The organism is Acidiphilium sp. AL, assembly GCF_025499445.1.
Lineage (GTDB): Bacteria > Pseudomonadota > Alphaproteobacteria > Acetobacterales > Acetobacteraceae > Acidiphilium > Acidiphilium iwatense.
In genome coordinates, this window is the sequence record NZ_JAIMBZ010000038.1 from 1 (window position 1) to 22,150 (window position 22,150).

Below are 22,150 nucleotides of genomic sequence, written 5' to 3' on the forward strand. Positions count from 1 at the left end.
CACCTGATCGAGAACTTCTTTGCCAAACTCAAGCAATTCCGCGCCATTGCAACGCGCTACGACAAAACCGCCAGAAACTTCCTCGCAGGCGTCCACCTCACCGCCACCGCTATCTGGCTTAATTGACGACACACCCTAGATCAAATAAATATTTTAACATAACTGTCATATTAACATGATTTCAACCTCGATGCTGATGAAGTAACACGGATCATGAATACACAAAATCTTTCACAAATCTGTGATGGATTGTTTTAATCAAGATTCCGTTACTTCACGATGGGGGCTGAGAATGAAGCAATCAGGTGTCCAAGTTTTATTGGACTCAAAAACCAGCTTGACAAAAAGAGGTGCGAACAACCTTCGTATATTACTTTTTGCAACGACAGCGATCACGATCATCAATTTCAGTGCCGTCCTGAAGAATGCCGATGCACAGACGGTTCCGACCAATGACGGAACAGCGGTCAACGCCGGGGAAGTGTCGGCCTCGATCAGCGCTCTGGACACTTTGTCCAAGCTCCCGACAAAAAAATCTATTTTTAAATCGACCCAATCCGTCAAGGTGGTTGGGCGTAAGCAGTTGCGGGTGGTCGGACCGGCGGCCGGGGCCGCCCAGGCGCTTTCGGTGGCGCCTGGCGTGAATATCGCAAGTGACGGGACCACGGGCGCACCACGCGCGAGCATCAGCATCAACGGCATGAAAACCGGTTGGGGCAACATCGCGGGCAATGCGAATGACGGCACCGTCATGGTTACGTTCGATGGGGTGCCGATGATCGATCCGGCCTATGGCGTCTGGCAGGCGTCGGAAATTCCGAATCTGTCGTTCATCAAGGGGCTATCGGTCACGTATGGGCCGGGATATCCGGTGAACCGTTGGTATGACAATATCGGCGGATCGATTAACTATGCACCAATCGAGCCGACCGCGAAGCCTCAGGCGGAGATCGGTGGTTTTTTCGGCAGCTACGGCAATCGCGGCACGAATTTCTCGGTCGATACCGGGAAATTCAATGGCTGGTCGGCGGTGTTCGCCGGAACCATCGACCGCAGCGGTAATTATCTACGGGGATATGGCTTCGACAATCCACAGAGCAGCTACGCCTATTACGGAAAACTGGTGAAGACGTTTTCGAACGGGCGGATCAGTATCGGCGGATTCGCGTCGCGGAGTGTGGCGTTCAGGCCGCTGCCGATCCCGACGACGGCGAACCCGAATGTCACAATCAACGGCGTGAACAGTATCACCGGAGCGATCAATCCGGGGCCAATCTACAGCCAGCAGACGACAGGGTTCTATACAACCCTGCCGCGCTCGATCTATTTCAAGCAAGCCCCGATCCGGACTTATCTGCTGTATTCACGTCTGACCAATCATGTGGATTCATATACAACATTCCATAATCTGCTGTTCTTCCGTTACGGGAACCGTATTCATCTCCATTACGACAATATCGGCAACTCCCCCAGCGCTCTGAATCAAGATTACAATGCTGCCAGCGACACCTATGGGGATAAGCCTTATTTTACATTCAGTCTGCCAGATAATAAGCTTTCAGTTGGCGGCTATTTTGTCTATTCTAAATATAATTCTTTTTTAGATTTCTACAATCCAACATTGCAGGCCACCTACAACTCACTCAGTCCCAATGCGGGACAACCGGCATTGATCAACGGCGCGCCGGCGAATTACAGCCTCCAATTACCGAATGCATTCCATAGTTCCTATTTATATGAAACTGACCTCGCAGGTTTTGTCCAGGATGACTTCCAGCCGACTAAAGCCTTGCGGATAACGCCTGGCGTCCGTATCGTCTCGTTCCATACCAATTTCGTGAACAACAGCCAGGCGGCATTTCCGACCAGCGTGACCGATCTGATCGGCCATAACGGGGATTATCAGCCGAATTCGACGACGAATTTCACCGAAATCGAACCATCGATCGGAGTGAACTATAAATTAACCCATGACATCGCATTGTATGGCAACTATTCAACGGCTTACAAAGCACCAGCGGGGGCTACTGGAACCTATGCCCATCTTTTGAGCTCGACACTGAAGCCGCAGAAATCGACGCAATATCAGGTCGGCGCCAAACTATTCATTCCTAACGAGCCCTATCTGCATCACGCGATCGTCAGCATCAATTATTACCACCTGAATGATCTGAATGAAATTATTCCAATCCCGGTGGTGAGCCATCTTTACAGCCTGTTCGCATCCGGATCGTCGGTGTTTCATGGCGTCAATCTGTATGCCGAGGATGATCCGCTCTACAATTTGCATGTTTTTGCCAATGCCAGTTTCGAGAGTGCGAATTATCTGAACTATACCAGCCCGAGCCATGGATCCTATGCGGGGCTGCCGATCTCGAATGTCCCAGCGGAGACATTCAATGCCGGCGCCTATTATACATTGTTCAGTCATGATACAATCTATCAGCCCAGAATTTGGTATCAATATACTGGCACCCAGAATATCTATAATAACAATATCGGTGCCCCGACGCGGACCAAGTTGCCCGCCTATGGCGTTCTGAACCTCGGGATGAAGGTTTCGGTCGCAACGCCACACGCGTCCTATCTACGCAAGCTGACGTTCAATGTTGATCTTTTGAACGTTGCCAATAAGCAATACAATATCTATGAATATATCTCGTCCGGCGGCTATTATGGCGTTGCGGGCCAGACCCTTGCCGAGCCCGGCGCGCCGTTCACGGCCTATGCGAGCGTGAACGCGCATTTCAGATAAATTGGGCGATCGAAATCGAGCGGTGGCGAGGATAGTTGTCTCCGTCACCGCTCGTGCGAATTTTATCGTATAATTTGTAAAGGATGCGTCGTGTGTGAAGATATCGGCTGGTTCGGGAATAAAAAACGCGCCGAACCGCGACCCTGTCTCAGAGCCGGCTAACATATTGAATTTTTGAAGGAAAACGTGAAATGCAGGGGACAAGTTTCGCACGATATCAGCCCCCTTTTGTGAGATGAATTTGCTCGATTAATCAATGACATAGCCCGGGTCTTGGGTAGGGTCATCGCTCGCCGCGATTTCACAGCCAGCGTTCGCGTCAGGCGGCGGAAGTCACAGGCTCATCTAACATGGAGACAACGTTTACCGATTTGCCAAATATACGCTCGGCAATCTCCACCAGATGCCGGTGGTGCGTAAAAAACAGGATTTGAGTCTTGCTGGCCAACTGGCCAAGAACTTCAAACCCCGCCGCTGCGCGGGCATCATCGAAATTGATGAAAAGATCGTCGGCAACGAACGGATGGGCGTCCGCTCGATCAAGATAATCTTCCACCGAAGCCATGCGCAGAGCCATATAGAGTGTTGGTCGGCAGTACCGGTACTCATACCGCCCACGCGGACAAATTCGCTGCCGGGCCGAAGACCTGCCAGTTGGGCGTTGTCGTTTTCATCGAAGTCGACTCGGAGGTCGCTGAAGGAACCGTCGGTAAGCGTGGCGAAAACCTGCCCGGCACGCTTGAGCAACGGCGCCTGCTTTTCGCGCCGGTAGCGCTCGATGGCCCATTGCAGCATGGTCGCGGCCGAACGAACGCGGACATCCGGCCGCTCCGGGTCGCCCGGTGGCGCTGCACATCGATTTCGAGGTCGGTGACCTGCACTGTCGCAACCTGACGCGCCGGCCCGCGTCGCAGGATGGTTCTGATCCGTGCCAGCAACTCGGAGAACGCGAGCGGCTTGACCAGATAGTCGTCGGCGCCGAGTTCGAGGCCATGAACCCGGTCCGGCACGCTGTCCCGCGCGGTCAGGAACAAAGCGGGCGTCTGATCGCGCCGCTGACGCAGAGCCTTGAGCACCGACCAGCCATCCTGACCCGGCAGCATGACATCGAGAATGATCAGGTCATAGCGCATGACGCCGCGGCGGAACGGCAGCGGCGTCAGCCACGCCCCCACCCCCAATGCGACACAGCAGATCGTCACGTTGGCGCCGATCACATCTCCGAGCGCGATGCCGGGGGAGCCGCGAAGCGAGGCCGTCACCACCGTCGCGAGCTCTTCCGGCTCGGCGCCAGCCAGCAATAACGCAAGGGCGAACGCACTGACCCCGAGCTGAACCGACGCGGCACCGAGATGTTCGGTAAATGCTTCGGCGCCCCAAACGATAACGGCAGTTCCCAGGACGAGGACGAGGAGCCAGAGAGCCGGAATCATACAAGCCTTGTTCTGTCAGGTGGTGAGAGCAAGCCCGTGTCTCTGAGCGAAGTTGCTCTTCGTGTCCATGACGGAATAGGAAGCAAATCATGCTGATATCACCGACCGCCTAAAGAATTTCCATAAATAGCCCTCCAGTCCATTTGCAGTCCATGGCAGCGACGACGGTACAGTCCGGGCACACATACGACAGGCTGGTAATCGAAAGTCGGCTACGCGTGCCCAATCCGTTCCCCTGCTCGCAGTGCCAGTTCATTATCACGCAGATACAGAACTGCCGTCAGCCGTAGTCGGATGGACCAACAGGCTCATGCGCCTCAGGCCTCTTTTTGCATCCAGGCGAGACGTCGATCCTGCCGATCGGTAAACCCCCTGTAGCGGCTTGCTCCGCGCTGTGGGGGAAACAACCGGCCGAGCATGCTGCAAACTCATACGGCAGTGCCGTGCCATCATGGCACCTTGATCGTTGCCGACCGGATTCGCCATCCTCTCCTTGAGGCTTGGCGCGTTGACACCCGTTCGGCCTCGTAATGGGCGGATCTAGCCGAAAGGCGATCGCCTGCCCGCAACGGCGCAGCAGCGACTTTCTTCCCCTGCCGCCCAAGTGCGGCATTCCTCGCGAGGCAAGAAACTCTCGCCGCGCCATCCTCCGCTGCGCTACGGCCGCAAGCGGTGCGGGTCGATCGCCTCCCGGCTTCAGGACCGCCATCGAGGCCGCACGGGGTGGCCCCGACAACCCAAGCGAAGGAGATCTACCATGGCGATCATCGGCAATTTCACCAAGGACGCGAACGGCTACAGCGGCACCGTCCGGACCCTCAGCATCAACGCCAAGGCGCGGCTGGTTCCCGCCGAAAACGGCACCGACAAAGCTCCCGATTTCAGGGTTTTCGCAGCGGGCAATGTTGAGCTGGGAGCCGCCTGGCGCCGCAAGGCTAAGGAGACTGGGCGCGAATACCTCTCGGTCAAGCTCGACGACCCCAGCTTCCCGCAACCGATCTACGCCAGCCTGGTCGAGGTCGAGCCGGAGGGCAGCTACAATCTGATCTGGTCCCGCTGAGGCCAGCCACCACGACGCCCCGCCCAGCTGGGCGGGGCGTTTCGTCTGCGTTCAACTGACTGACGGGTTGCGACCACGACGACATCGCTTGCGGGAGGCCGGTGCAGGGGGCCCCGACGGCGCCGATACGGGTCGCTCGGCTATCGTCGCGACAGTTTCATCGAATAGGCTGGCTGGCGATATCTTCAAGCCATCACATACGGCCCAGAGCGTAAGCAGTGTCACGTTCTGTTTGCCTCGCTCCATGCTACTGACATGGGCGCGATCGACACCCATCAATATCGCCACAGCCTCCTGGCTGAGCTTTGCTGCCAACCGTGCTCGCCGCAGATTTGCTCCGAAGAGTCTCCGAATGTCCATCCATAGGATGGAGCGCAATCGCGTATTTGCGCGCTACGCATTATAATACGCGAGTTGCCAGACACGCCGCGATGCGCTTGATCTTGGCCGCCGCAATCTATCTGGTTATGAAAGCTTTGGCAGGGCGAAAAATATCGCCGAGAAGGACATCCACATGCGCAAACCCAAATTCGATGCGCCAATCGCCGATGAGGCACCGGTCTCTGATCATCTGACACCGTATGACGAAATCCACGTGATCCATTACGTTATCCTGCTCGACGCCGAGCGTGAGCACGTGCCGTGGGATGATGTCGCGCGGGAGGCGCTCCTGATCGATCCGGCAAAAGAGCGCGACCGCGCACGCAGGGCCTACGTGACGCATCTTGCACGAGCGAGATGGATGGCGAATTCCGGCTGGCGGCAACTACTTCAGACCAGCGACGCCCAGAGCAACTCGTAGCACGTCCAGCTTGTTAGTTGAACAAACGGACCATACCGCAACCGTCACGGAAAGTTGATGGTTAATTTTGTTGTCCCCGGAGTTGCCAAGTCGCACGGCAACCCGAATTCGATTCAATAACGAGGCAGGGGTGCTGTCGCGTTGGAGACACGAGATGCGGCCTTTCACGCGAGAGCGGCTGGCCGCCCGGTATCGGTATATCGAAAGCCTATCGCCGGACGGTCTGGTCTGGGAGTTGGTTCGACGCAGCGCCGCGTACCGAGAGGATTACGTGGCCGCGGTAGAGCGCGCGCACGAACCGCAGCCGGAAGCGCCACTGTCGCTCTACGCGCGCTGGAGGTTGCGATTTCCTGGAAACTCCCGACACGACTGGTGACGGGGCCATGCTTTTCTGGATTGCAGAGGCAACCGCTCGTGTCGTTCATGTTCGTGTCGGCACTGACGAAACGATTGGCGAATCCCTCGTGCGGTTCGACCCCGATAATTGGGGGGCGCATTACACTGGGCGTCCGACGCCGGATGGCTATCATCTCGTCGTCGCGCCGTCGGCCAGCGTGCGTCATCATCTGATTTTCCAATCGCGCGACCCCCCGCCAGCGGATGCATCGCTGACGCCGGTTGTTCTCTGGGATGCTTGGCATCCGGAGCGGTTGGAGGCGGCGCACGCGTTCTGGAGGTTCGCCGCCCGTCCGCGGGTTCCGGCCGCTTCCAGCACCACGAGGCCGAAACCGCATCCGCGCGGGTTGAAGATCGCCTACATGGCCTGGGCGCTGGACCTTGCCGCGGCCGGCGCAAGTGAGCGCGACATCCATCGCGCCCTGCTCGGCGAGCCGCCGGCCGCTTGGGAGGACAGCGGCGCCCGTAGTCGCGTTCGCACCCTCGTTGCGACCGCCCGCCGCTGGCGCGATGGTGCCGCTTTCAGATTGCTGAAGCCACCGCGTCCGATCTGAACCTACGTGCCGCGCAGTTATGTAATGAAATGTCACGTTTACCGCACGGTCGAACAACGCCTTGGGCAAAGCACGACGGCCAGAAGCCGGCGCAATCCTTTTGAAAGGGCAAACGCGATTCAAATCAGCACCGCGCCGGACGCTTCGGCTTTGGCTGGTAAAGACGCCGCTGCACGTTAGGCTTGAGGGCGTTCTTTAGATCCTTGTTGATCAGCGCAAGATCAAACCATTCCGGATCAAAATGGCCGCCCGCCCAAGCTTTCGTCTCTCGATGATTATCGTGTCTGCGATCGGCCATAACTTCGAGGAACTCCTCATAACCTGGTACTCCGCCAACATCTTCGGGGGGTCGCGCACGCGCGCCGTCGACACAGGTCGCGAAGCGGGGAAACAGATCAAGTGCCAGAAACTCTTCAATCTCTACCGAATGGCGCCAATCGTCGCCAAAATCATAGGTATAGTGGAATGCTGGCACTGGGCGTTGTCCAAAATTCAGCAGGCGAACGGACGTTTCGTCCAGGGACATTTCATCGAGCCCGGCAGACGGGTCGTTTGTTTCCGCGACGGGACCAAAGCGAAGCGGGCCAATGCGGAATTCATGCATGTGATAATTCCACCAGTTGAACGCTGCCTGGATGACCTGATGGAGCATCCCGAGATCCCACGTCAGCGGCACGACCAGCTGCCGCCAGATTGGCGGTTCGATATCCGTAATCGTGACGCGAAGCTGCGCTGCGTTGAGCTGACGATACGTCATGGCGCGGAGTGAAGCCGCCGCCTCCCGGGATGTCAATGTAGAGTGCTTTAATCCCCGACGCTGCCGAGTCACCCGGGGCCTACCGGCCGATTTTTGCCTCCCCCCAAAAACGGCCCTCAGCAACGCTCAGCCGAACGCCGATCCTGCGTGGCGATGCGAGCCGATTGCCGGCCGCCCGATGGAGATCGCCGCCATGCAACAGGACACGCTACCCAATCTGCCACCACGGTATCTCCGGACACCGGAAGCCGCACGATTTCTTGGCCTGTCAGGCCGAACGCTGGAGAAACATCGCAGCTTCGGCAGTGGCCCCGCCTATCGCAAGATCGGCGGCCGGGTTGTCTATCGGCTGGCTGACCTGCAGGAATGGGCCGAATCCGGTGCTCGGCAATCCACCTCTGATCCCGGCACCCGCGTCGCCCGCGGACCAGGACGTCCGGCAGGCTTGTGACCTGATGAGCGGTGATCAACCCTTGCCGGCGATCCTCGAACACGCCCGTCCGCGGATTCCGGTCGATCTGATGAACTGGCCCTGGTTCAGCCTCGCCAAGACGCCCCGGAAAGCACCAATCCTCTATCAGGGGAAGAAGCATTTCATTCACGTCGCACCGGTGGCGGGTGCCACCGCAATCGCGACGATCTGGGATGCCGATATCCTGATCTGGGCCACCGCACAGCTCGTTCAGGCGCAGGATGAGCGACTGCAGATCTCGACGCGGCTGATTGCTCCAGCACGGCGCATTCTCGGCTTTCTGGGCCGCGATACCGGCCGCAGCCAGTATGTCCGGCTGACCGCCGCCATCGATCGTCTGGCGCGCACCGAGGTGGAGACCACGCTCGGCGCGCCGGATAACGCGCCAACCCGGTTCCGCTGGATCGAGGCCTGGGAAACGACCCCGGCTGGCATCCTGCTGACACTCCCGGAATGGTTACTCGTGCCGGTGCGGCAGCGCCGGGCTCTGTCCATCCATCCGAACTATTTCGGCCTGACGGGTGGCATCGAGCGCTGGCTCTGGCTGCTGGCGCGCAAGCACGCCAGCCAACAATCCACAGGCTGGGTGGTTTCATTCGACCTGTTGCACGCGCGCTCGGGAAGCACCGCACGGCACTGCGACTTCCTCGCAGCTCTGCGCAGACTGACGCGCACCGGGCGGCTGCTGACGTATCGGCTCGACCCCGTCTGGCACCGCGGCAAAGAGGGGATCAGGATCGGTCGATATGCCGTGCCCATCCACAGTGCCGCATTGGTGCCTGGGGATAACCCCGGGTTTTTATCCCCAAATCGGGGGGACCGACTGTGAACGACCGCGGCCTATCACACGACGGCCCACGGCCGATCAACCGTAATTGCGCGGCCTATCAAACGGACGCTGGCAAATTTTTCACAAGTAATTCAACCGGTTGTGGGCGAGTTTCGCGTCCTTACTTTCTTACTGATTCTAGCACTGAGTCTTACCTTGTTATAGGTGGCGGCCGAGGGCCAAAAATCGGCGCACGAATCGCCTCAAACGGTCGGCATTGCTCAGATCGCTCAGCCCCAACGTCGCGCCGGCGAGCACGCCTGAAGCAAGCGGCATCGAGAAGCGGGCTGCGGCGAGTACAGAGCTTCCTCTCCAGACTTCGTGTCGCGTCGCTGGACGGCTTCAGAAGCAGTCTGCGGCCGGCTGGCGGGAGACAACGCCAATGACCCAGCATGACCCACGGACCAGCGTGATGCTGGTGTTAATCCGTCGTTGTGTTGAGCACTGGCTGCGCTTTGGTCACGATTTCGCCGAGCAGATTTTGGATCGGCGGAGACGCCTGATCTGGTTCGCGCCCGACGCGGTCTTTGGGTTCATCCGCTGGCGAGCGAATGACTACGGCACGGTCGTATCGCGCGTCGATATCCTCCGCGCCTGCACGCCTGTCGAACCATACTCGACCGTGCCTGGCGTGGACCCCGGCGGCGAGATTTTGCTCCGCCAGTCGGGTTGGTCGCGCGTTCAGCGTGTGCTCGCCACGATCGGCGTGATCGAGAACGCCGGCTTCGATCCGGCGGATGTCGCGCCGACCTATTGGCGGCACGTACACAACCGGCTGAATTGCGCCCAGGAACCGCGGCCTTATCGCACGGATCAGCATCAAGCTTGGCAACGACGGCGCCGGATATCCGTATCATGACGGCGCGCCAGCACCCGCCCCACAGAATCCTGATTGCCGTGATCGTGGGCTTGATCCTGCTCGCCGCCTCCGCTTTGCATGCGCGACCGCTGATCGTCTGGAACGCCACCGCCAGCACACCGATCGGCTTCTGGCGCGTCCTGCCCAGATCGAGCCGCGATCACCTGCGGGTCGGCGATTATGTGCTGTTCTGGCCGGACCGGCGCAGCGCGATTCTGTTCGCGAATCGCGATTATCTGCCGCTTGGCGTACCGCTGCTCAAGCGCGTCGCCGCCGTCGCCGGCCAGACCGTTTGCGAGCGCGATGGTCGGGTCTCGATCGACGGTCACCACGTCGCTGATGCGCTCAAACGCGACGGGCGTGGACGCAGACTTGTTGCCTGGACCGGCTGCGGACCGCTCCGCTCCGATTCCATCTTCGTGCTGATCCCCAACGTGCCGACATCGCTCGACGGACGCTATTTCGGGCCGACGCCGATCAGCAGCATCATTGGCCGGGTGATCCCGCTCTGGACGCCCGGAAGCCATCTGCCATGACCGGCGAACATCCTTCCCCGACCATCCTGTTGTTCGGCCCAGGGACGGCCATCCTGCCGTCCCTGCCAATTACCGCACCGCCGGCGCGCGCAGCGAAGGTCAAGGGCGGCGCAGCCGGCGCGCTTTGGCGCGCTTTACCCTTGACCGCTGCGAGCACGCTGGCAGCGTTCTTTCTTTACCGCGTCATCGAGCATCCTCATCACAGGACATGCCAACCATGGGCCTCGTAACCTTGGCCACGACGTGCGGTCTTGCGGCCAAAGCAGCGCTGTTCGTGCCGCTTCATGGATCGCCTCGTTGCCATAGCCCGGCGAAGACTGTGCACAACCACAGAAACCCCCGTATCGCCGTCTGGCAGGCCGACATCGCGGCGGCATCGCGTCGTTTTGGTGTGCCAGAACATTGGATCAAGGCCGTGATGCGCGTCGAGAGCGGCGGCCATCTGACACTGAATGGGCAACAGATCCGATCGTCTGCCGGCGCAATGGGCCTGATGCAGGTGATGCCACGGACCTATGCCGAGCTGCGCACCCGCTACAATCTCGGGGCCAATCCCTATGCACCGCGCGACAACATCATGGCCGGTGCCGCGTATCTCCGCGAGATGTTCGACCGATTTGGCGCGCCGTGGTTTTTGACGGCCTATAACGCCGGTCCGGCCCGGCTTGAGCAGACTCTGCTCACCGGGCGCGCACTACCGGTGCAATCGCAGCGCTATCTTGCTGTAGTCGCGCCGAGGATCAACGCGTCGATGGAGACGCCGCAAATCAGCGAAAGTCGTGCGCCCGTTTCGATATTCGCCTATCAAACCGCGACTGATTTGCGGACGATCCAGCATCCATCATCAAGTGCCGATAGTGGTTTGTTCGTGGCAGGAGGTGACCTGACCAGACAGCAAGCATTGCTCGATGCCATACCATGAAGGCACCGAGATAGCGGGCTTTTGAGTTGGTAAACAGCGTGTTTTTTGAATCGTGACCGAGCGTATCAAAAACGTCTTTTGGCAAGAATCGGCGGCTGACAAAGTTCCCGGGATTCAGTAGAGATTTTGTAGTTTACCGGAGGGCAAGATAAAGGTGCGCGGCACCACACGACCCTGACCGCCGCGATTTTCGTGTCTGCACATTGGGTTTAACGAGACCATGCACCGTGCCAAGAGCTTGCCGAGGGGCACGTCCATCCTGCCAGGATCTGTGTCTTCGCTTCAGATTCTGCCGTGCCATCAAGACACCTTCTCGATTTCAGCGGTCATCGGCATGATCAGGCAATGGCTCACAATGAAGATGACCTGCCCCTTCGTCCCCGGCTTGGACGCAAGCGCAGCGGAGATGATCGCCGGGCTCTGGCATCGACGCAAATCAAACGCGCGATTTCTCGTGCGGGGCCGCTCAGGCGATCAACCGCATCCCTATCAACGGACGCCGCTCGTCCTATTGCCAGCCTTCCCGCCAAGCGCGGCCGTGGCGCCACGTTCGCGCGCGGCCGGGCAGCATCACCTCGCGGTTGGTCGAACACCAAGCCAGGCGCCCGCAGGGTGGTGGTCAAGGCGCGCTACAGCCCGATGCGCGCCGGTAGCCGCGCCGCCGCGGTGCATCTTCGCTATCTCCAGCGCGATGGCGTGACCCGCGAGCGTGCCCCGGGTCAACTCTACTCGGCGACATCGGATCGCGCCGATGGTTCTGCCTTTCTGGAGCGGGCAGAGGGAGATCCGCGCCAGTTCCGGCTGATCGTGGCGCCCGAGGATGGACCGCAGCTATCGGATCTCCGATCCTTCACGCGCGACCTGATGCGGCAGGTCGAGCAGGATCTTGCGACAAAGCTCGACTGGGTTGCGGTCGATCACTTCAACACTGGCCATCCGCATACGCACATCGTAATCCGCGACGTCGATGAACTGGGCGAGAACCTGATAATCGCCGGAGCCTATCTCGCCCACGGCATCCGCGAACGCGCGTCGGAACTCGCCACGATCGAGCTTGGTCCGGAAACCACGGTTGAGCAGCAGCAGAAACTCTCTCGCGAAATCGATCAGGAAAAACTGACCCGGATCGACCGTGCCCTGCTGCGGGAGGCCGGAGAAACGACCGATGGTGTCGTAGACACGCGAGCCACCGGAAATGAGCGCCACGCCGATTCTGATCGACATCTCCGGATAGCGCGATTGCAAGTGCTGCAACGGCTTGATCTTGCCCAGGAGATCGATACTGGCCGCTGGTTGCTGAAGCCTCAGATGGAGCAGACCCTCCGCCAGCTCAATGAGCAGGGCGACATTATCAAAACCATGCATCGCGCGATGGCGAGCCAAAAGGTTCAGCGCGGTGCGGAACAGATCGTCATTCATGGCAAGGATGAGGCGATAGCAGCTCCGATCATCGGCCGGCTGCTCGGTCGTGGGATTGGTGCCGATGAATTGGGGGATCGCCTTCATCTGGTCATCGATGGTATCGACGGCCGCGCCCATTACATCGAGCTTCCGACTGGAGTGATGAGCATCGAGACCACACCGATCGGCGCCATCCTCCAGGTTGACGCCGCAGGTCGCGAACCGCGCGCGGCCGATCAAAATATCGCGCGCCTCGCGAGAGAGAACGACGGCATATATCGGACCGCAGATCACTTCGCAGTAGTGCGCGCGGATCGGGGGATCGTCGATCCAGACGCCTATGTTGAGGCGCATATCCGCCGGCTGGAAGCGCTGCGGCGCGCGGGACTTGTCGAGCGGGTGGATGCCGATCATTGGCGCATTCCAACCGGGTTCGAACAAAGTGCCACTCTCCATGATGCCGGACGATCGCCAGGCGGCAGCCTGCGCGTGTTATCGACGCTTGACCTTGAGGCGCAGATCGCCAGCGACGGTGCCGTCTGGCTGGATCGCCAACTCATCGGCAGGGACCGCCTGCCGGTTACCATGGCCGGCTTCGGCGCGGAAATTGAAACGGCGCTGGAGCAACGCCGGCAACATCACATTGCGCACGGCGATGCGCGCCGGGACGGGAAGGGAAGGGTGTTCTACCGGCGAGATTTGTTGGCAACGCTCGAAGGCCGAGAGTTGGCGCGAGTTGGCGCGGAGATTGCCACAACGCGGGACCAGCCGTTCCGGTTGGCGACGCGAGGCGAGACGATCCGCGGCATCTATCGCGAGACGGTGCAGCTTGCTTCGGGCCGCTACGCGCTGATCGAAAACGCCAAGGAGTTCACGCTCGTGCCGTGGCGACCGGTCATCGAGCGCCGCCTTGGTCGAGAGGTTGTTGGACTCGTCACAGATGGCGGGATTTCCTGGCAGCTCGGTCGGGACCGTGGATTGGGCCTTTGATGGCGATCAGCCCTCTCCGACCCGAAGCTGCCCAGTCTGGGTCATCTGGCTCATCGTCAAGGTGCCCAGCATGCGGTCGGGTAGATCAGTCAAATCGATTAATTTCAGGGCTCGGTTGCATCTATACGTAGAAAGCGCGACCGGCTTTACGCCATCAGGTTCGCTGACGTAATAGGGCTTCGAGGAGCGCACAATCGGTTCCGTCGCCGGCGTCGCATTGCGTGACCAAAGTGGTCAGCGCCTTTTGCATGGCGCGCAGATCGGTGATTTTGATCCGCACTTCCGCGAGATGAGCCTCGGCGACCAATTTTACCTCGCCGCAGGGGCGATCGCGCTCGTCTGCCAGGCGCAGCAAAGCGCGCACCTCGTCGAGCGTGAAGCCGAGTTCACGCGCGCGGCGGATGAAGCTGAGGCGCTTGACGTGGGCGGGGCCATACATTCGATGGCCGCCCTCGGTGCGCGCCGGTTTTGGCAACACGCCAATCTTCTCGTAGAACCGGATCGTCTCGATATTGCACCGCGTTTGCGTGGCTAGCGCGCCAATCAGGATCATCGGTTCCAACGCGTCTCGCACCTTTGTGAGTGCGTTGGCATTTTTTTCGCTTGCACCTGAACCTACTACAGATCCCATACATCGTCGCCTAGGCCCATCCAGATCTCACCACAAGGACCAACGGCATGGACGCTGTGACGACACATGATTGCTGCGCATCCTCCCGCGCCACGACCCCCGATCTGGTGGTGATCGGTGCTGGATCGGCGGGGTTTTCCGCCGCGATCCGGGCGAGCGAACTCGGCGCGAACGTGGCCTTGATCGGTCATGGCACGATCGGTGGCACCTGCGTGAATATCGGTTGCGTGCCGTCGAAAACCCTGATCCGCGCGGCCGAGGCGTTGCATCATGCCAAATCTTCCAGCCGCTTCGCCGGCATCGTGGGTGCTGCGCGGATCAATGATTGGTCGGCCCTGATGGCACAGAAGGACCAGCTCGTCGCCGATCTGCGCGGTACCAAATACCAGGCGCTGCTCCCGGAATACGAGACCATCCGCTATGTTCAGGGCCGCGCGCGGTTTACCGATGCGGGGATTGAGGCGGGCGGTGCAATTTTCCCAGCCGATCGTGTGGTGATCGCCACCGGCGCCTCGGCCGCCGTGCCCGCGATTCCCGGAATGGACGAGGTTCCCTATCTCACCAGCACCACAGCGCTCGCGCTGGACCGTTTGCCCAAATCCCTCCTGATCATCGGCGGCGGGGTGATCGGCTGTGAACTGGGTCAGATGTTCGCACGGCTTGGCGTTGCCGTCACCATCGTCTGCCGCTCGCGCTTGTTGCCGGGATTTGAGCCGGAGATCAGTGATGCACTTGCCGGCTATTTGCGTGACGAGGGCGTCACGATCGAATGCGGCGTAACATATCGGCAAATCAGACAGACGGAAGCAGGTGTCGCACTCGACCTCTTGGCGGGTGAAACCGCCCAGACCATCGAAGCTGAACAAGTTCTGATCGCCACCGGGCGGCGCGCGAACACAAGCGGTATGGGTCTAGGCACCGCCGGAATCGCGCTCGATCGGAACGGCGCGATCACGACCGATGAGCATCTCGCCACCAACCGGCCCGGAATCTATGCGGCGGGCGATGTTACCGGGCGGGACCAGTATGTCTACATGGCAGCCTATGGCGCGAAGCTCGCGACCGAGAATGCCCTGAATGGTGACATCCTCCGGTACGACTCGCGGGCGATGCCCGAGGTGGTGTTCACCGATCCGCAGGTTGCCAGCGTCGGCCTTACCGAGACCGAAGCACGCCGTCAGGGCCAGGATATCCGCACCGTCAGGCTTGATCTTGTCCAGGTACCACGCGCGCTCGCGGCACGTGATACACGTGGGCTGATCAAACTCGTCGCCGAGGCGGGCAGCCTGCGGCTGCTCGGCGCGCATATTCTGGCACCCGAGAGCGCCGACAGCATCCAGACCGCCGTGCTCGCGATCAAGCATGACCTCACGGTCACCGATCTGGCGGATACATTGTTCCCGTATCTGACCACGGTCGAGGGGCTGAAGCTCGCGTCGCTGGGATTCCAGAAGGATGTCGCCAAACTCTCCTGCTGCGCCGGATGACCACCATCAACCCGAAGGCAACCAACGCCATGAAACGCTTACGTCATCTCACCCCGAAATCTACAATTTTTGTCCTGGCGTTTGCCGCCGCCGCTCTGGTTCCGGCCTACGCACATGCGACGCCTTCCCCGATGATGGCACCTGAGAATCCGCCGGTCACATCGGCCAAGACAGCTCCGGACGCGTCGTTCCGGTCGGGGGGGCATCTGGTGAGACTGGCGACCTATCACGGTCAGAAGCTGATCATTTGGGAAGTCGCGACCTGGTGCGGCAGTTGCAAAGCAGGTCTGAAAGCATTCGCGCATCATCAAGCACTGATCGACCGGTCGAACCTGAAGATCATTGTGCTGCGCGACTACAAGAACGGCGGTTATCCGGGGATCACGATCGAAAAATTTGCCGCACAGGTCGCGCCCACGTTGCTCAAAGACCCGCATTTCGTGTTCGGCGATGCGACAAAAGAACTGGCAGCCGCGTATGATCCACACCATTACGTGGACATCTATCAGCTGATCGACGCCCAGAACCAGATCGTCGCCACGTCCTCGGCACCTTCGGTGACATTCGGAAAGATCAAGCATTTCATTGCGTCGGATTCAAAATGAGTGCGACTGCGGTTATCCGCGCCCGATCGATGGTCATACCCCGGGCGTTGCGGCTGGTGTTTGGGCACCCCGGCTATCGCATGTGGGCGGCGATCAGTTTTATCGTCCTGCTCACTTTCTACCTCATGCTGCTGCCGGCAAGCGAAACCGGGGGCGCCGTCGGTCTGGTTGCGCTGCCGTTTCTGACCGTCCAGGACGTGTTCCTGGCGATCGTGATGGCTGGCCTGCTGGCGCTGACCCTACCGCTCGGCGTCTATGGCTGGCGCATGGGCTCAGGCGGCGGTGTCGTCGGCAGTGCGTCGGGCTCGATCGTCGCCCTGATTGCGCCGTTGCTGTGCTGCTCGCCGATTCTGCCGATCACGATCGCCGCGATCGCGGCAAGCCTGCCGGCGGTCGGCGCTGCCGCCACGCCGTTGCAAGGCTTCATTGCCACGCATGAGCTCGAATTTTATGCAGCAGCCATCGTGCTGATGGCCTGGGGGCTTCAGGGCAACGCGAGGCGCGTTCTCTATTGCGAGTGCAGGCCAGTAAAATGAACCGCCGATGGGCTCCGATGCTGAGCCGCACGGGCGTGCAGCGTGTTGCCGCCCTTGCTGGCAGGCACCGGTTTATGCATCATCGATACATGCGCCACCTCGTCCACCTCCCTGGGTCCGCCGTCGGAGTGGCGGATCAGATTATCGGAACTGATGCTCGACCTTGACATAGCAACGAAGACCATGGCCCACGCGGCTGCATGAGTGGTGGTCTTAAGCGTGACGCGGGTGTCCTTGGTCTGATCCTCGCCAGTCTGGGCGGCATCGTGGGCTCAGGCTGGTTGTTCGGCCCGTTGAATGCCGCGAAATCGGCCGGGCCGGCATCGCTGATCGCCTGGGCGATCGGCGGGTTCGCCATCCTGCTGCTCGCGTTCGTTTATGCCGAACTCACCACCGCATTTCCGCGTGCGGGCGCGGTGATCGCGCTGCCCAAGCTCAGTCACGGCAAGCTGCTCGCCACCGTGATGAGTTGGGTGGTGCTGTTGGGCTACCTGACCTCGGCGCCGGCCGAAGCCACGGCCGTGGTCACCTATGCGAACAATTATTATCACGGCTTGGTGTCGCCGGGCGGCGTGCTGAGCCAGTCGGGTTTTCTGGCCGCGGTCGCTCTGCTGGCGATGTTCGCCCTGATCAACACGCTGGCGATAAGGCTGGTTCTGCGGATCAACGGGATCGTCACGATTTGGAAACTGGCAATTCCGGCGCTGACCGCCATCGCCCTTCTGCTCGCACGCTTTCACCCCAGAAATTTCACCGCGCACGGTTTTGCCCCGCACGGGGTCGCGGGCATTTTTTCGGCCGTCGCCACCTCTGGCGTGATCTACGCCTATACTGGGTTTCGTCAGGCGGTCGAGCTCGCGGGCGAATCCCGCCATCCGAAGCGCGATCTGCCGATCGCGATCATCGGCTCGGTGGTGATCGGCTGTCTGCTCTACGCGGCGTTGCAGACCGTCTTCATCGGCGCCTTGTCGCCGCACGCGCTGGCGCAGGGCTGGGGCAAACTGCATTTCACCGGCCTGTCCGGCCCGTTCGCGGGCCTCGCGACCTTGATGGGCATGAGCTGGCTGGCAGTTCTGCTGTATATCGACTCCGCCGTGTCACCGGCCGGCACCGGCATCATCGCTTATACCTCGACACCGCGCCTGTTCTACGCCGCCGGCCGCGAGGGCCTGGTTCGCGGACCATTCGCCCGGCTTTCGGGCGCCGGTGTGCCGATCGTCGGTGTGCTTGCCGCTTTTGCGATCGGGGTGATTTTTCTGCTGCCTTTGCCGTCCTGGCGGGCGATCATCAAGGTGGTATCGGCGGCAGCCCTGCTGTCCTACGGCATGGCCTCGGTTTCGTTGATCACGCTGCGCCGCACCATGCCGGTCGCGCGCTATCCGCGCCCGTTCCAACTGCCGCTCGCAATACCGGTCGCGGGATTAGCGTTCATCGTGGCCAATTTCATCATCGTGTGGACCGGCGCGCACACTGCCAACGTGATCATGCTGTACGTGCTGATCGTCGCGGCGCTTTACGCGATTACACAGCGCGTGATGTATGGCGGGTTCGGGCATCTGGAAATCGCGGGCGCGTGGTGGATCGCGCCATATTTCGCGGGGCTATGGGCGCTGGCTAATTTGGGGCCGAAGAACCTAACCGCAGGAACCGGCGCGCTGTCGGATGCTGCCCTGTCGGTGGTGCTGGTGCTGTTCAGTGTCGCGATTTTAATTATTGCCGCGCGCGCCGGCCTTCCCGATCCGGCGGAAGCGAAGGCGTCGATCGCCACATCGCAAGTACAAATCCCGACAGCCACCAAAATCTGAAACATTTCTCTCGATCTGGTATAATCCGTGAAATGGCACCCAACGGTCATCCGACTCAAACCAAACCGAGGTACATTCTCTATTGCAATTACGGGTTTCCCGAATGACGCGCCGATGGTCCCCGACGCTGAGCCTCACGGGTCTGGTCTCATCGTTCGGCTGTGCGGCGTGCTGCGCGCTGCCGATCATGCTGGCCGGCACCGGCCTGGCCGGCGCGTGGACGCTGCACCTGCAATTGCTCGTCGGTCCCTATGAGCGTTGGTGGTTGTGGGGATCGATAATTCTGCTGGCCTTTGGGGCGGTTTCTTGGGGACGCGAGATGCGACGGCTCGCCGCGCGCGGCCATTTTCAGTTTTCGGTCATGACCTATGCCGTTACACCGCTGATCCTGATGCTCGGCGTGATCCTACTTGCCGGCACCTTGATGGTCGAACACGCAAATTTCACCGATTTCCTGTGATCGTGAGGTGTCGTGGTTCTACCTGCAGGTCACGCCGCCAAGTTCTCCCCCTTGCCAGACTGTCGCGCGAGACATATGCATAATCCGTGTTCCGAACCATGACACACTTCCTGATCGCCCTTGCTCTCGTGCTCGCCACGAGCGTGCCGGCGTTCGCGCGCGCGATGCCGATGACACAGGCGGTCGCGACGGCACCTGTCTGCATTGGTCATGATTGCTCGGGTCATCACAGTCCGGGCCAGGCGCACCATCGTCCCATGGGCGCGCGCTGCATCGCCCCGACCTGCACCAGTGCGGTGGCATTACCGATAAGCGGGGCAAGCGCTGTCGCGCTCATCGACACTGTGTTGACGACGTATCACCCGCTAGCCGCGTCATCCCATCTCGGTCTGCGTCCCATACCGGACGCGCCGCCACCTCGATCCCTCGCGCTGAGCTGACCGCCTTCCGGTTTTCCCGGACCGGCGGCTAGCATTGGTTGTGTGCGCAAATCTCCGGTGGTTTGCGTAGCCGCTTTGTTCGGGCGCTGACGCGCCCAACCTGACCGTGATCCGGCCTGCCAAATGCCCGATCCACGGTCTGCGTGGGATCAGATTTTATGACGATCGAATATCCGTCCGTCGTGCGACGACGGACTCTGCTGAAGCTGGGCGGCGCTGCCGCCTCGGCTGCCGTGCTACCCTGGGCGGCGCCTGCCGACGCGGCAACCAGCCGTGCCATCACCGCCGATCTGCGGCCAGCTCCTGCCAAGGCCGCGATCCTGGGTGCAAACCGCCCCAAAACCGATGTTCTCGCCTATAACGGAACGGTGTCCGGCCCGGTGGTGACCATGCACCAGGCCGTCCCATTCCAATCCACAGTGACCAACGGCCTCGACCAGGGCACCACGGTGCACTGGCACGGCATCCGGCTGCCGAACGATATGGACGGCGTGCCGTTCCTGACCCAGAAGCCAATCCGGCCGGGTGCCGATTTCCACTACGCGTTTACCCCACCCGATGCCGGCACCTTCTGGTATCACCCGCATGAACATACGGCGCACCAGATGGGTCGCGGCATGGCCGGGGCCTTGATCGTCAAAGAGCCGGAACCGCCACCGTTCGACCGCGAATTGCTCTGGGTGCTCCAGGACTGGGCGTTCGAGCCGAACGATCAGTTCGTGCCGGGTTTCGACACGCCGATGGAAGCGGCGATGAGTGGGCGGATCGGCAGCGTAGTGACCATCAACGGTGTCGTCCCCGGACCGATCAAGCTGCGTGCCGGGGAACGGCTCCGCATCCGAATGGTCAATGCCTGCCTCGCCCGGTTCATGGCACTGCGGTTCACGGGGCATCGGGTCACGGTGATCGCGCTCGACGGTCAGCCTTGTCATCCTTTCCAGCCCGCCAACGGACAGGTCATCATTGCACCGGCCCAGCGGGTCGATCTGCAACTCGACACGACCGGCCAGCCCGGCCGCGATTATCCCGTCATCGACGATTTCTACGGCCGGCATGCGACCTATCGGCTGGTGACGCTGGCTTACACGAAGCAGCAACCGCGCCGGCGCTCCTTGCCGGCACAGCCGATCATCCTGCCGCCAAATCCAGTGCCCAAGCCCGATCTCAGCAACCCGATCCGCCACCATCTGGATATCGTCGGTGGCATGATGGGCGGCATGGGCATGACAGCCGACGGCAAGCCCGCTCCCATCTGGGGTATCAAGGATGGCAGCCGGACGAGTGACGGCATGGCGCCGATCTTCACGATTCCGCTTGGCCGCACCGCGCTGCTGACGCTGGAGAACCACACCGCATTTTGGCACCCGATGCATCTGCACGGCTACAGCTACACGGTGCTGTCGCGCAACGGTGTGAAAGAGCCTTATCCGCACCTGCGCGACACCGTGATCCTGCGCCCGAAGGATACGGTCGAAATCGCCTTCGCCGCCACCAATCCGGGCGACTGGATGTTCCATTGTCACGTCATCGAGCACCAGGTGAACGGGCTGATGACGGTGATCCGCGTGGCATGACCCTCAAACCAAAGATGAAAGTCAAACCGATGAACCGACGCACCCTGCTCAATGCCACCGTAGCCTTGGCCGCCTTGGCGCCGGTCTCGGCGCTTGCCGCCGCGCCGATCAAGGCAACGCTCTACAAGGATCCGTCCTGCTCGTGCTGCGAAGCCTATGCCAAATATCTCGACAAGAACGGCTTCAAGGTGACGGTGATTCCAACACCCAATCTCGAGCAGGTCACTTTGGCAGCCGGCGTTCCTAAGTCGCTGGTCGGTTGTCATTTGACCAAGCTCGCCGGCCATGTCTTCGAAGGCCACATTCCGGCCCCGCTCATCAAGAAATTCCTGGCCGAACCGTCCTCGGCCAAAGGGCTGGCGATTCCGGGAATGCCGGTCGGTCTGCCGGGAATGCCGGCGATGGCAGGCATGAAAGCCGAGCCGATCGCGGTCTATCTGGTCGGCACGCCGAAACCGGTCGTGTTCGCAACCGTCAACTGAGCATTGTGCTCGGCAATCACAGAAAGAACTCACAAATGCTGAAATTCAGGACTTCACTCATCGCGGCCACAATGTCCGTCGCGGTCTTCGCCGCGCCGATGATCGCCACTGCCGCGACCACACCCGCGCCACAGGCCAAAACCACGAACAGCGGCGGCATGATGTCGGGGGGCAAGATGACCGGTAAGGGCAAGACCGGTGCCGGCATGGCGGGCGGTGGTATGGCTGGCATGATGGGCATGATGGCGATGATGAACGCCTGCACCCGCGTGATGAACAAGATGGCCGACAACATGGGTCATGGCACGATGGGCGCTCATCATGGCACCATGATGGGCAAAGCCGCCCCGAAAAAGTCGTAACG

Annotated in this window: 27 protein-coding genes; 22 read left to right on the forward strand and 5 right to left on the reverse strand. The window is 60.6% G+C overall.

Annotation, left to right across the window (positions count from 1 at the left end):
* Positions 1 to 126, forward strand: a 126-nt coding sequence (locus AiwAL_RS16065; RefSeq protein ID WP_262312567.1) for a transposase, incomplete at its 5' end; no start/stop codon positions are given.
* Positions 127 to 292: 166 nt separating this feature from the next.
* Positions 293 to 2,755, forward strand: a complete 2,463-nt coding sequence (locus tag AiwAL_RS16070) for a TonB-dependent receptor (protein ID WP_262313058.1) — start codon at positions 293 to 295, stop codon at positions 2,753 to 2,755.
* 319 nt (positions 2,756 to 3,074) lie between these two features.
* On the opposite strand, the gene AiwAL_RS16075 is transcribed toward AiwAL_RS16070, so the two are convergent.
* Entirely contained in the window at positions 3,075 to 3,332 is a 258-nt protein-coding gene (locus AiwAL_RS16075) for an ATP-binding protein (protein ID WP_235705297.1), read from the reverse strand.
* 28 nt (positions 3,333 to 3,360) lie between these two features.
* Positions 3,361 to 4,188, reverse strand: coding sequence for a response regulator (locus tag AiwAL_RS20320; protein WP_316044789.1), 828 nt, complete (start codon positions 4,186 to 4,188; stop codon positions 3,361 to 3,363).
* 757 nt (positions 4,189 to 4,945) lie between these two features.
* On the opposite strand from AiwAL_RS20320, the gene AiwAL_RS16090 reads away from it, so the two are divergent.
* Entirely contained in the window at positions 4,946 to 5,248 is a 303-nt protein-coding gene (locus tag AiwAL_RS16090; RefSeq protein ID WP_235705298.1) for a DUF736 domain-containing protein, read from the forward strand.
* 51 nt (positions 5,249 to 5,299) lie between these two features.
* On the opposite strand, the gene AiwAL_RS16095 is transcribed toward AiwAL_RS16090, so the two are convergent.
* Positions 5,300 to 5,608 carry a helix-turn-helix domain-containing protein gene (locus AiwAL_RS16095; RefSeq protein WP_235705299.1) on the reverse strand — a complete coding sequence of 103 codons (309 nt, stop codon included), beginning with the start codon at positions 5,606 to 5,608 and terminating at the stop codon, positions 5,300 to 5,302.
* A gap of 154 nt (positions 5,609 to 5,762) precedes the next feature.
* Here AiwAL_RS16095 and AiwAL_RS16100 point away from each other — a divergent pair, with 154 nt between their 5' ends.
* From AiwAL_RS16100 to AiwAL_RS16105, 3 genes are all read left to right on the forward strand, one after another.
* The gene (locus AiwAL_RS16100) at positions 5,763 to 6,050 is read left to right on the forward strand and encodes a DUF2285 domain-containing protein (protein WP_262313059.1); all 288 of its coding nucleotides are present in this window, start codon (positions 5,763 to 5,765) and stop codon (positions 6,048 to 6,050) included.
* Positions 6,051 to 6,204: 154 nt separating this feature from the next.
* Positions 6,205 to 6,426 (forward strand): transcriptional regulator domain-containing protein, encoded by a 222-nt coding sequence (locus AiwAL_RS20445; protein WP_408851801.1) that lies wholly within the window; start codon positions 6,205 to 6,207, stop codon positions 6,424 to 6,426.
* A gap of 7 nt (positions 6,427 to 6,433) precedes the next feature.
* Positions 6,434 to 7,000 carry a DUF2285 domain-containing protein gene (locus AiwAL_RS16105; protein WP_262313060.1) on the forward strand — a complete coding sequence of 189 codons (567 nt, stop codon included), beginning with the start codon at positions 6,434 to 6,436 and terminating at the stop codon, positions 6,998 to 7,000.
* A 124-nt stretch (positions 7,001 to 7,124) separates the two neighbouring features.
* On the opposite strand, the gene AiwAL_RS16110 is transcribed toward AiwAL_RS16105, so the two are convergent.
* The gene (locus AiwAL_RS16110) at positions 7,125 to 7,757 is read right to left on the reverse strand and encodes a plasmid pRiA4b ORF-3 family protein (RefSeq protein WP_262313061.1); all 633 of its coding nucleotides are present in this window, start codon (positions 7,755 to 7,757) and stop codon (positions 7,125 to 7,127) included.
* A gap of 178 nt (positions 7,758 to 7,935) precedes the next feature.
* Between AiwAL_RS16110 and AiwAL_RS16115 the strand changes: the two genes are divergently transcribed.
* The 7 genes from AiwAL_RS16115 (at position 7,936) to AiwAL_RS16145 (ending at position 13,766) form a co-directional block, all read left to right on the forward strand.
* The gene (locus tag AiwAL_RS16115; RefSeq protein WP_235705304.1) at positions 7,936 to 8,208 is read left to right on the forward strand and encodes an AlpA family transcriptional regulator; all 273 of its coding nucleotides are present in this window, start codon (positions 7,936 to 7,938) and stop codon (positions 8,206 to 8,208) included.
* A gap of 4 nt (positions 8,209 to 8,212) precedes the next feature.
* Entirely contained in the window at positions 8,213 to 9,058 is an 846-nt protein-coding gene (locus AiwAL_RS16120; protein ID WP_262313062.1) for a replication initiator protein A, read from the forward strand.
* A gap of 382 nt (positions 9,059 to 9,440) precedes the next feature.
* Positions 9,441 to 9,917, forward strand: a complete 477-nt coding sequence (locus AiwAL_RS16125) for a DUF2840 domain-containing protein (protein WP_235705306.1) — start codon at positions 9,441 to 9,443, stop codon at positions 9,915 to 9,917.
* Positions 9,914 to 10,453, forward strand: a complete 540-nt coding sequence (locus tag AiwAL_RS16130) for a S26 family signal peptidase (RefSeq protein ID WP_235705307.1) — start codon at positions 9,914 to 9,916, stop codon at positions 10,451 to 10,453. Before AiwAL_RS16125 ends, AiwAL_RS16130 begins: the two co-directional genes overlap by 4 nt.
* Positions 10,450 to 10,683 (forward strand): hypothetical protein, encoded by a 234-nt coding sequence (locus tag AiwAL_RS16135; protein ID WP_262313063.1) that lies wholly within the window; start codon positions 10,450 to 10,452, stop codon positions 10,681 to 10,683. The genes AiwAL_RS16130 and AiwAL_RS16135 overlap by 4 nt, the downstream gene beginning before the upstream one ends.
* Positions 10,671 to 11,375 (forward strand): lytic transglycosylase domain-containing protein, encoded by a 705-nt coding sequence (locus AiwAL_RS16140; protein WP_235705308.1) that lies wholly within the window; start codon positions 10,671 to 10,673, stop codon positions 11,373 to 11,375. The genes AiwAL_RS16135 and AiwAL_RS16140 overlap by 13 nt, the downstream gene beginning before the upstream one ends.
* A gap of 612 nt (positions 11,376 to 11,987) precedes the next feature.
* On the forward strand, positions 11,988 to 13,766 hold the full coding sequence (locus tag AiwAL_RS16145) for a DUF3363 domain-containing protein (RefSeq protein WP_262313064.1): 1,779 nt from the start codon (positions 11,988 to 11,990) through the stop codon (positions 13,764 to 13,766).
* Between the two features lie 154 nt (positions 13,767 to 13,920).
* On the opposite strand, the gene AiwAL_RS16150 is transcribed toward AiwAL_RS16145, so the two are convergent.
* Positions 13,921 to 14,319 carry a helix-turn-helix domain-containing protein gene (locus AiwAL_RS16150; RefSeq protein WP_013640744.1) on the reverse strand — a complete coding sequence of 133 codons (399 nt, stop codon included), beginning with the start codon at positions 14,317 to 14,319 and terminating at the stop codon, positions 13,921 to 13,923.
* A gap of 125 nt (positions 14,320 to 14,444) precedes the next feature.
* Between AiwAL_RS16150 and merA the strand changes: the two genes are divergently transcribed.
* From merA to AiwAL_RS16195, 9 genes are all read left to right on the forward strand, one after another.
* Positions 14,445 to 15,884 (forward strand): mercury(II) reductase, encoded by a 1,440-nt coding sequence (merA, locus tag AiwAL_RS16155; RefSeq protein WP_316044791.1) that lies wholly within the window; start codon positions 14,445 to 14,447, stop codon positions 15,882 to 15,884.
* A complete protein-coding gene (locus AiwAL_RS16160; RefSeq protein ID WP_235705310.1) occupies positions 15,881 to 16,489 on the forward strand; it encodes a redoxin family protein in 609 nt (202 codons plus the stop codon). The genes merA and AiwAL_RS16160 overlap by 4 nt, the downstream gene beginning before the upstream one ends.
* Before the next feature lie 29 nt (positions 16,490 to 16,518).
* Entirely contained in the window at positions 16,519 to 17,025 is a 507-nt protein-coding gene (locus AiwAL_RS16165; RefSeq protein WP_235705311.1) for a hypothetical protein, read from the forward strand.
* A 200-nt stretch (positions 17,026 to 17,225) separates the two neighbouring features.
* Positions 17,226 to 18,830, forward strand: coding sequence for an APC family permease (locus tag AiwAL_RS16170; RefSeq protein WP_013640740.1), 1,605 nt, complete (start codon positions 17,226 to 17,228; stop codon positions 18,828 to 18,830).
* 187 nt (positions 18,831 to 19,017) lie between these two features.
* A complete protein-coding gene (locus tag AiwAL_RS16175) occupies positions 19,018 to 19,290 on the forward strand; it encodes a hypothetical protein (protein WP_262313065.1) in 273 nt (90 codons plus the stop codon).
* A 98-nt stretch (positions 19,291 to 19,388) separates the two neighbouring features.
* On the forward strand, positions 19,389 to 19,730 hold the full coding sequence (locus tag AiwAL_RS16180) for a hypothetical protein (protein WP_235705314.1): 342 nt from the start codon (positions 19,389 to 19,391) through the stop codon (positions 19,728 to 19,730).
* Positions 19,731 to 19,888: 158 nt separating this feature from the next.
* Complete coding sequence (locus AiwAL_RS16185) at positions 19,889 to 21,304, forward strand: multicopper oxidase family protein (protein WP_262313066.1); 1,416 nt, start codon at positions 19,889 to 19,891, stop codon at positions 21,302 to 21,304.
* Positions 21,305 to 21,333: 29 nt separating this feature from the next.
* Positions 21,334 to 21,786, forward strand: a complete 453-nt coding sequence (locus tag AiwAL_RS16190) for a DUF411 domain-containing protein (RefSeq protein ID WP_013640737.1) — start codon at positions 21,334 to 21,336, stop codon at positions 21,784 to 21,786.
* A 35-nt stretch (positions 21,787 to 21,821) separates the two neighbouring features.
* The gene (locus AiwAL_RS16195) at positions 21,822 to 22,148 is read left to right on the forward strand and encodes a hypothetical protein (protein ID WP_235705316.1); all 327 of its coding nucleotides are present in this window, start codon (positions 21,822 to 21,824) and stop codon (positions 22,146 to 22,148) included.
* Positions 22,149 to 22,150 lie beyond the last annotated feature (2 nt).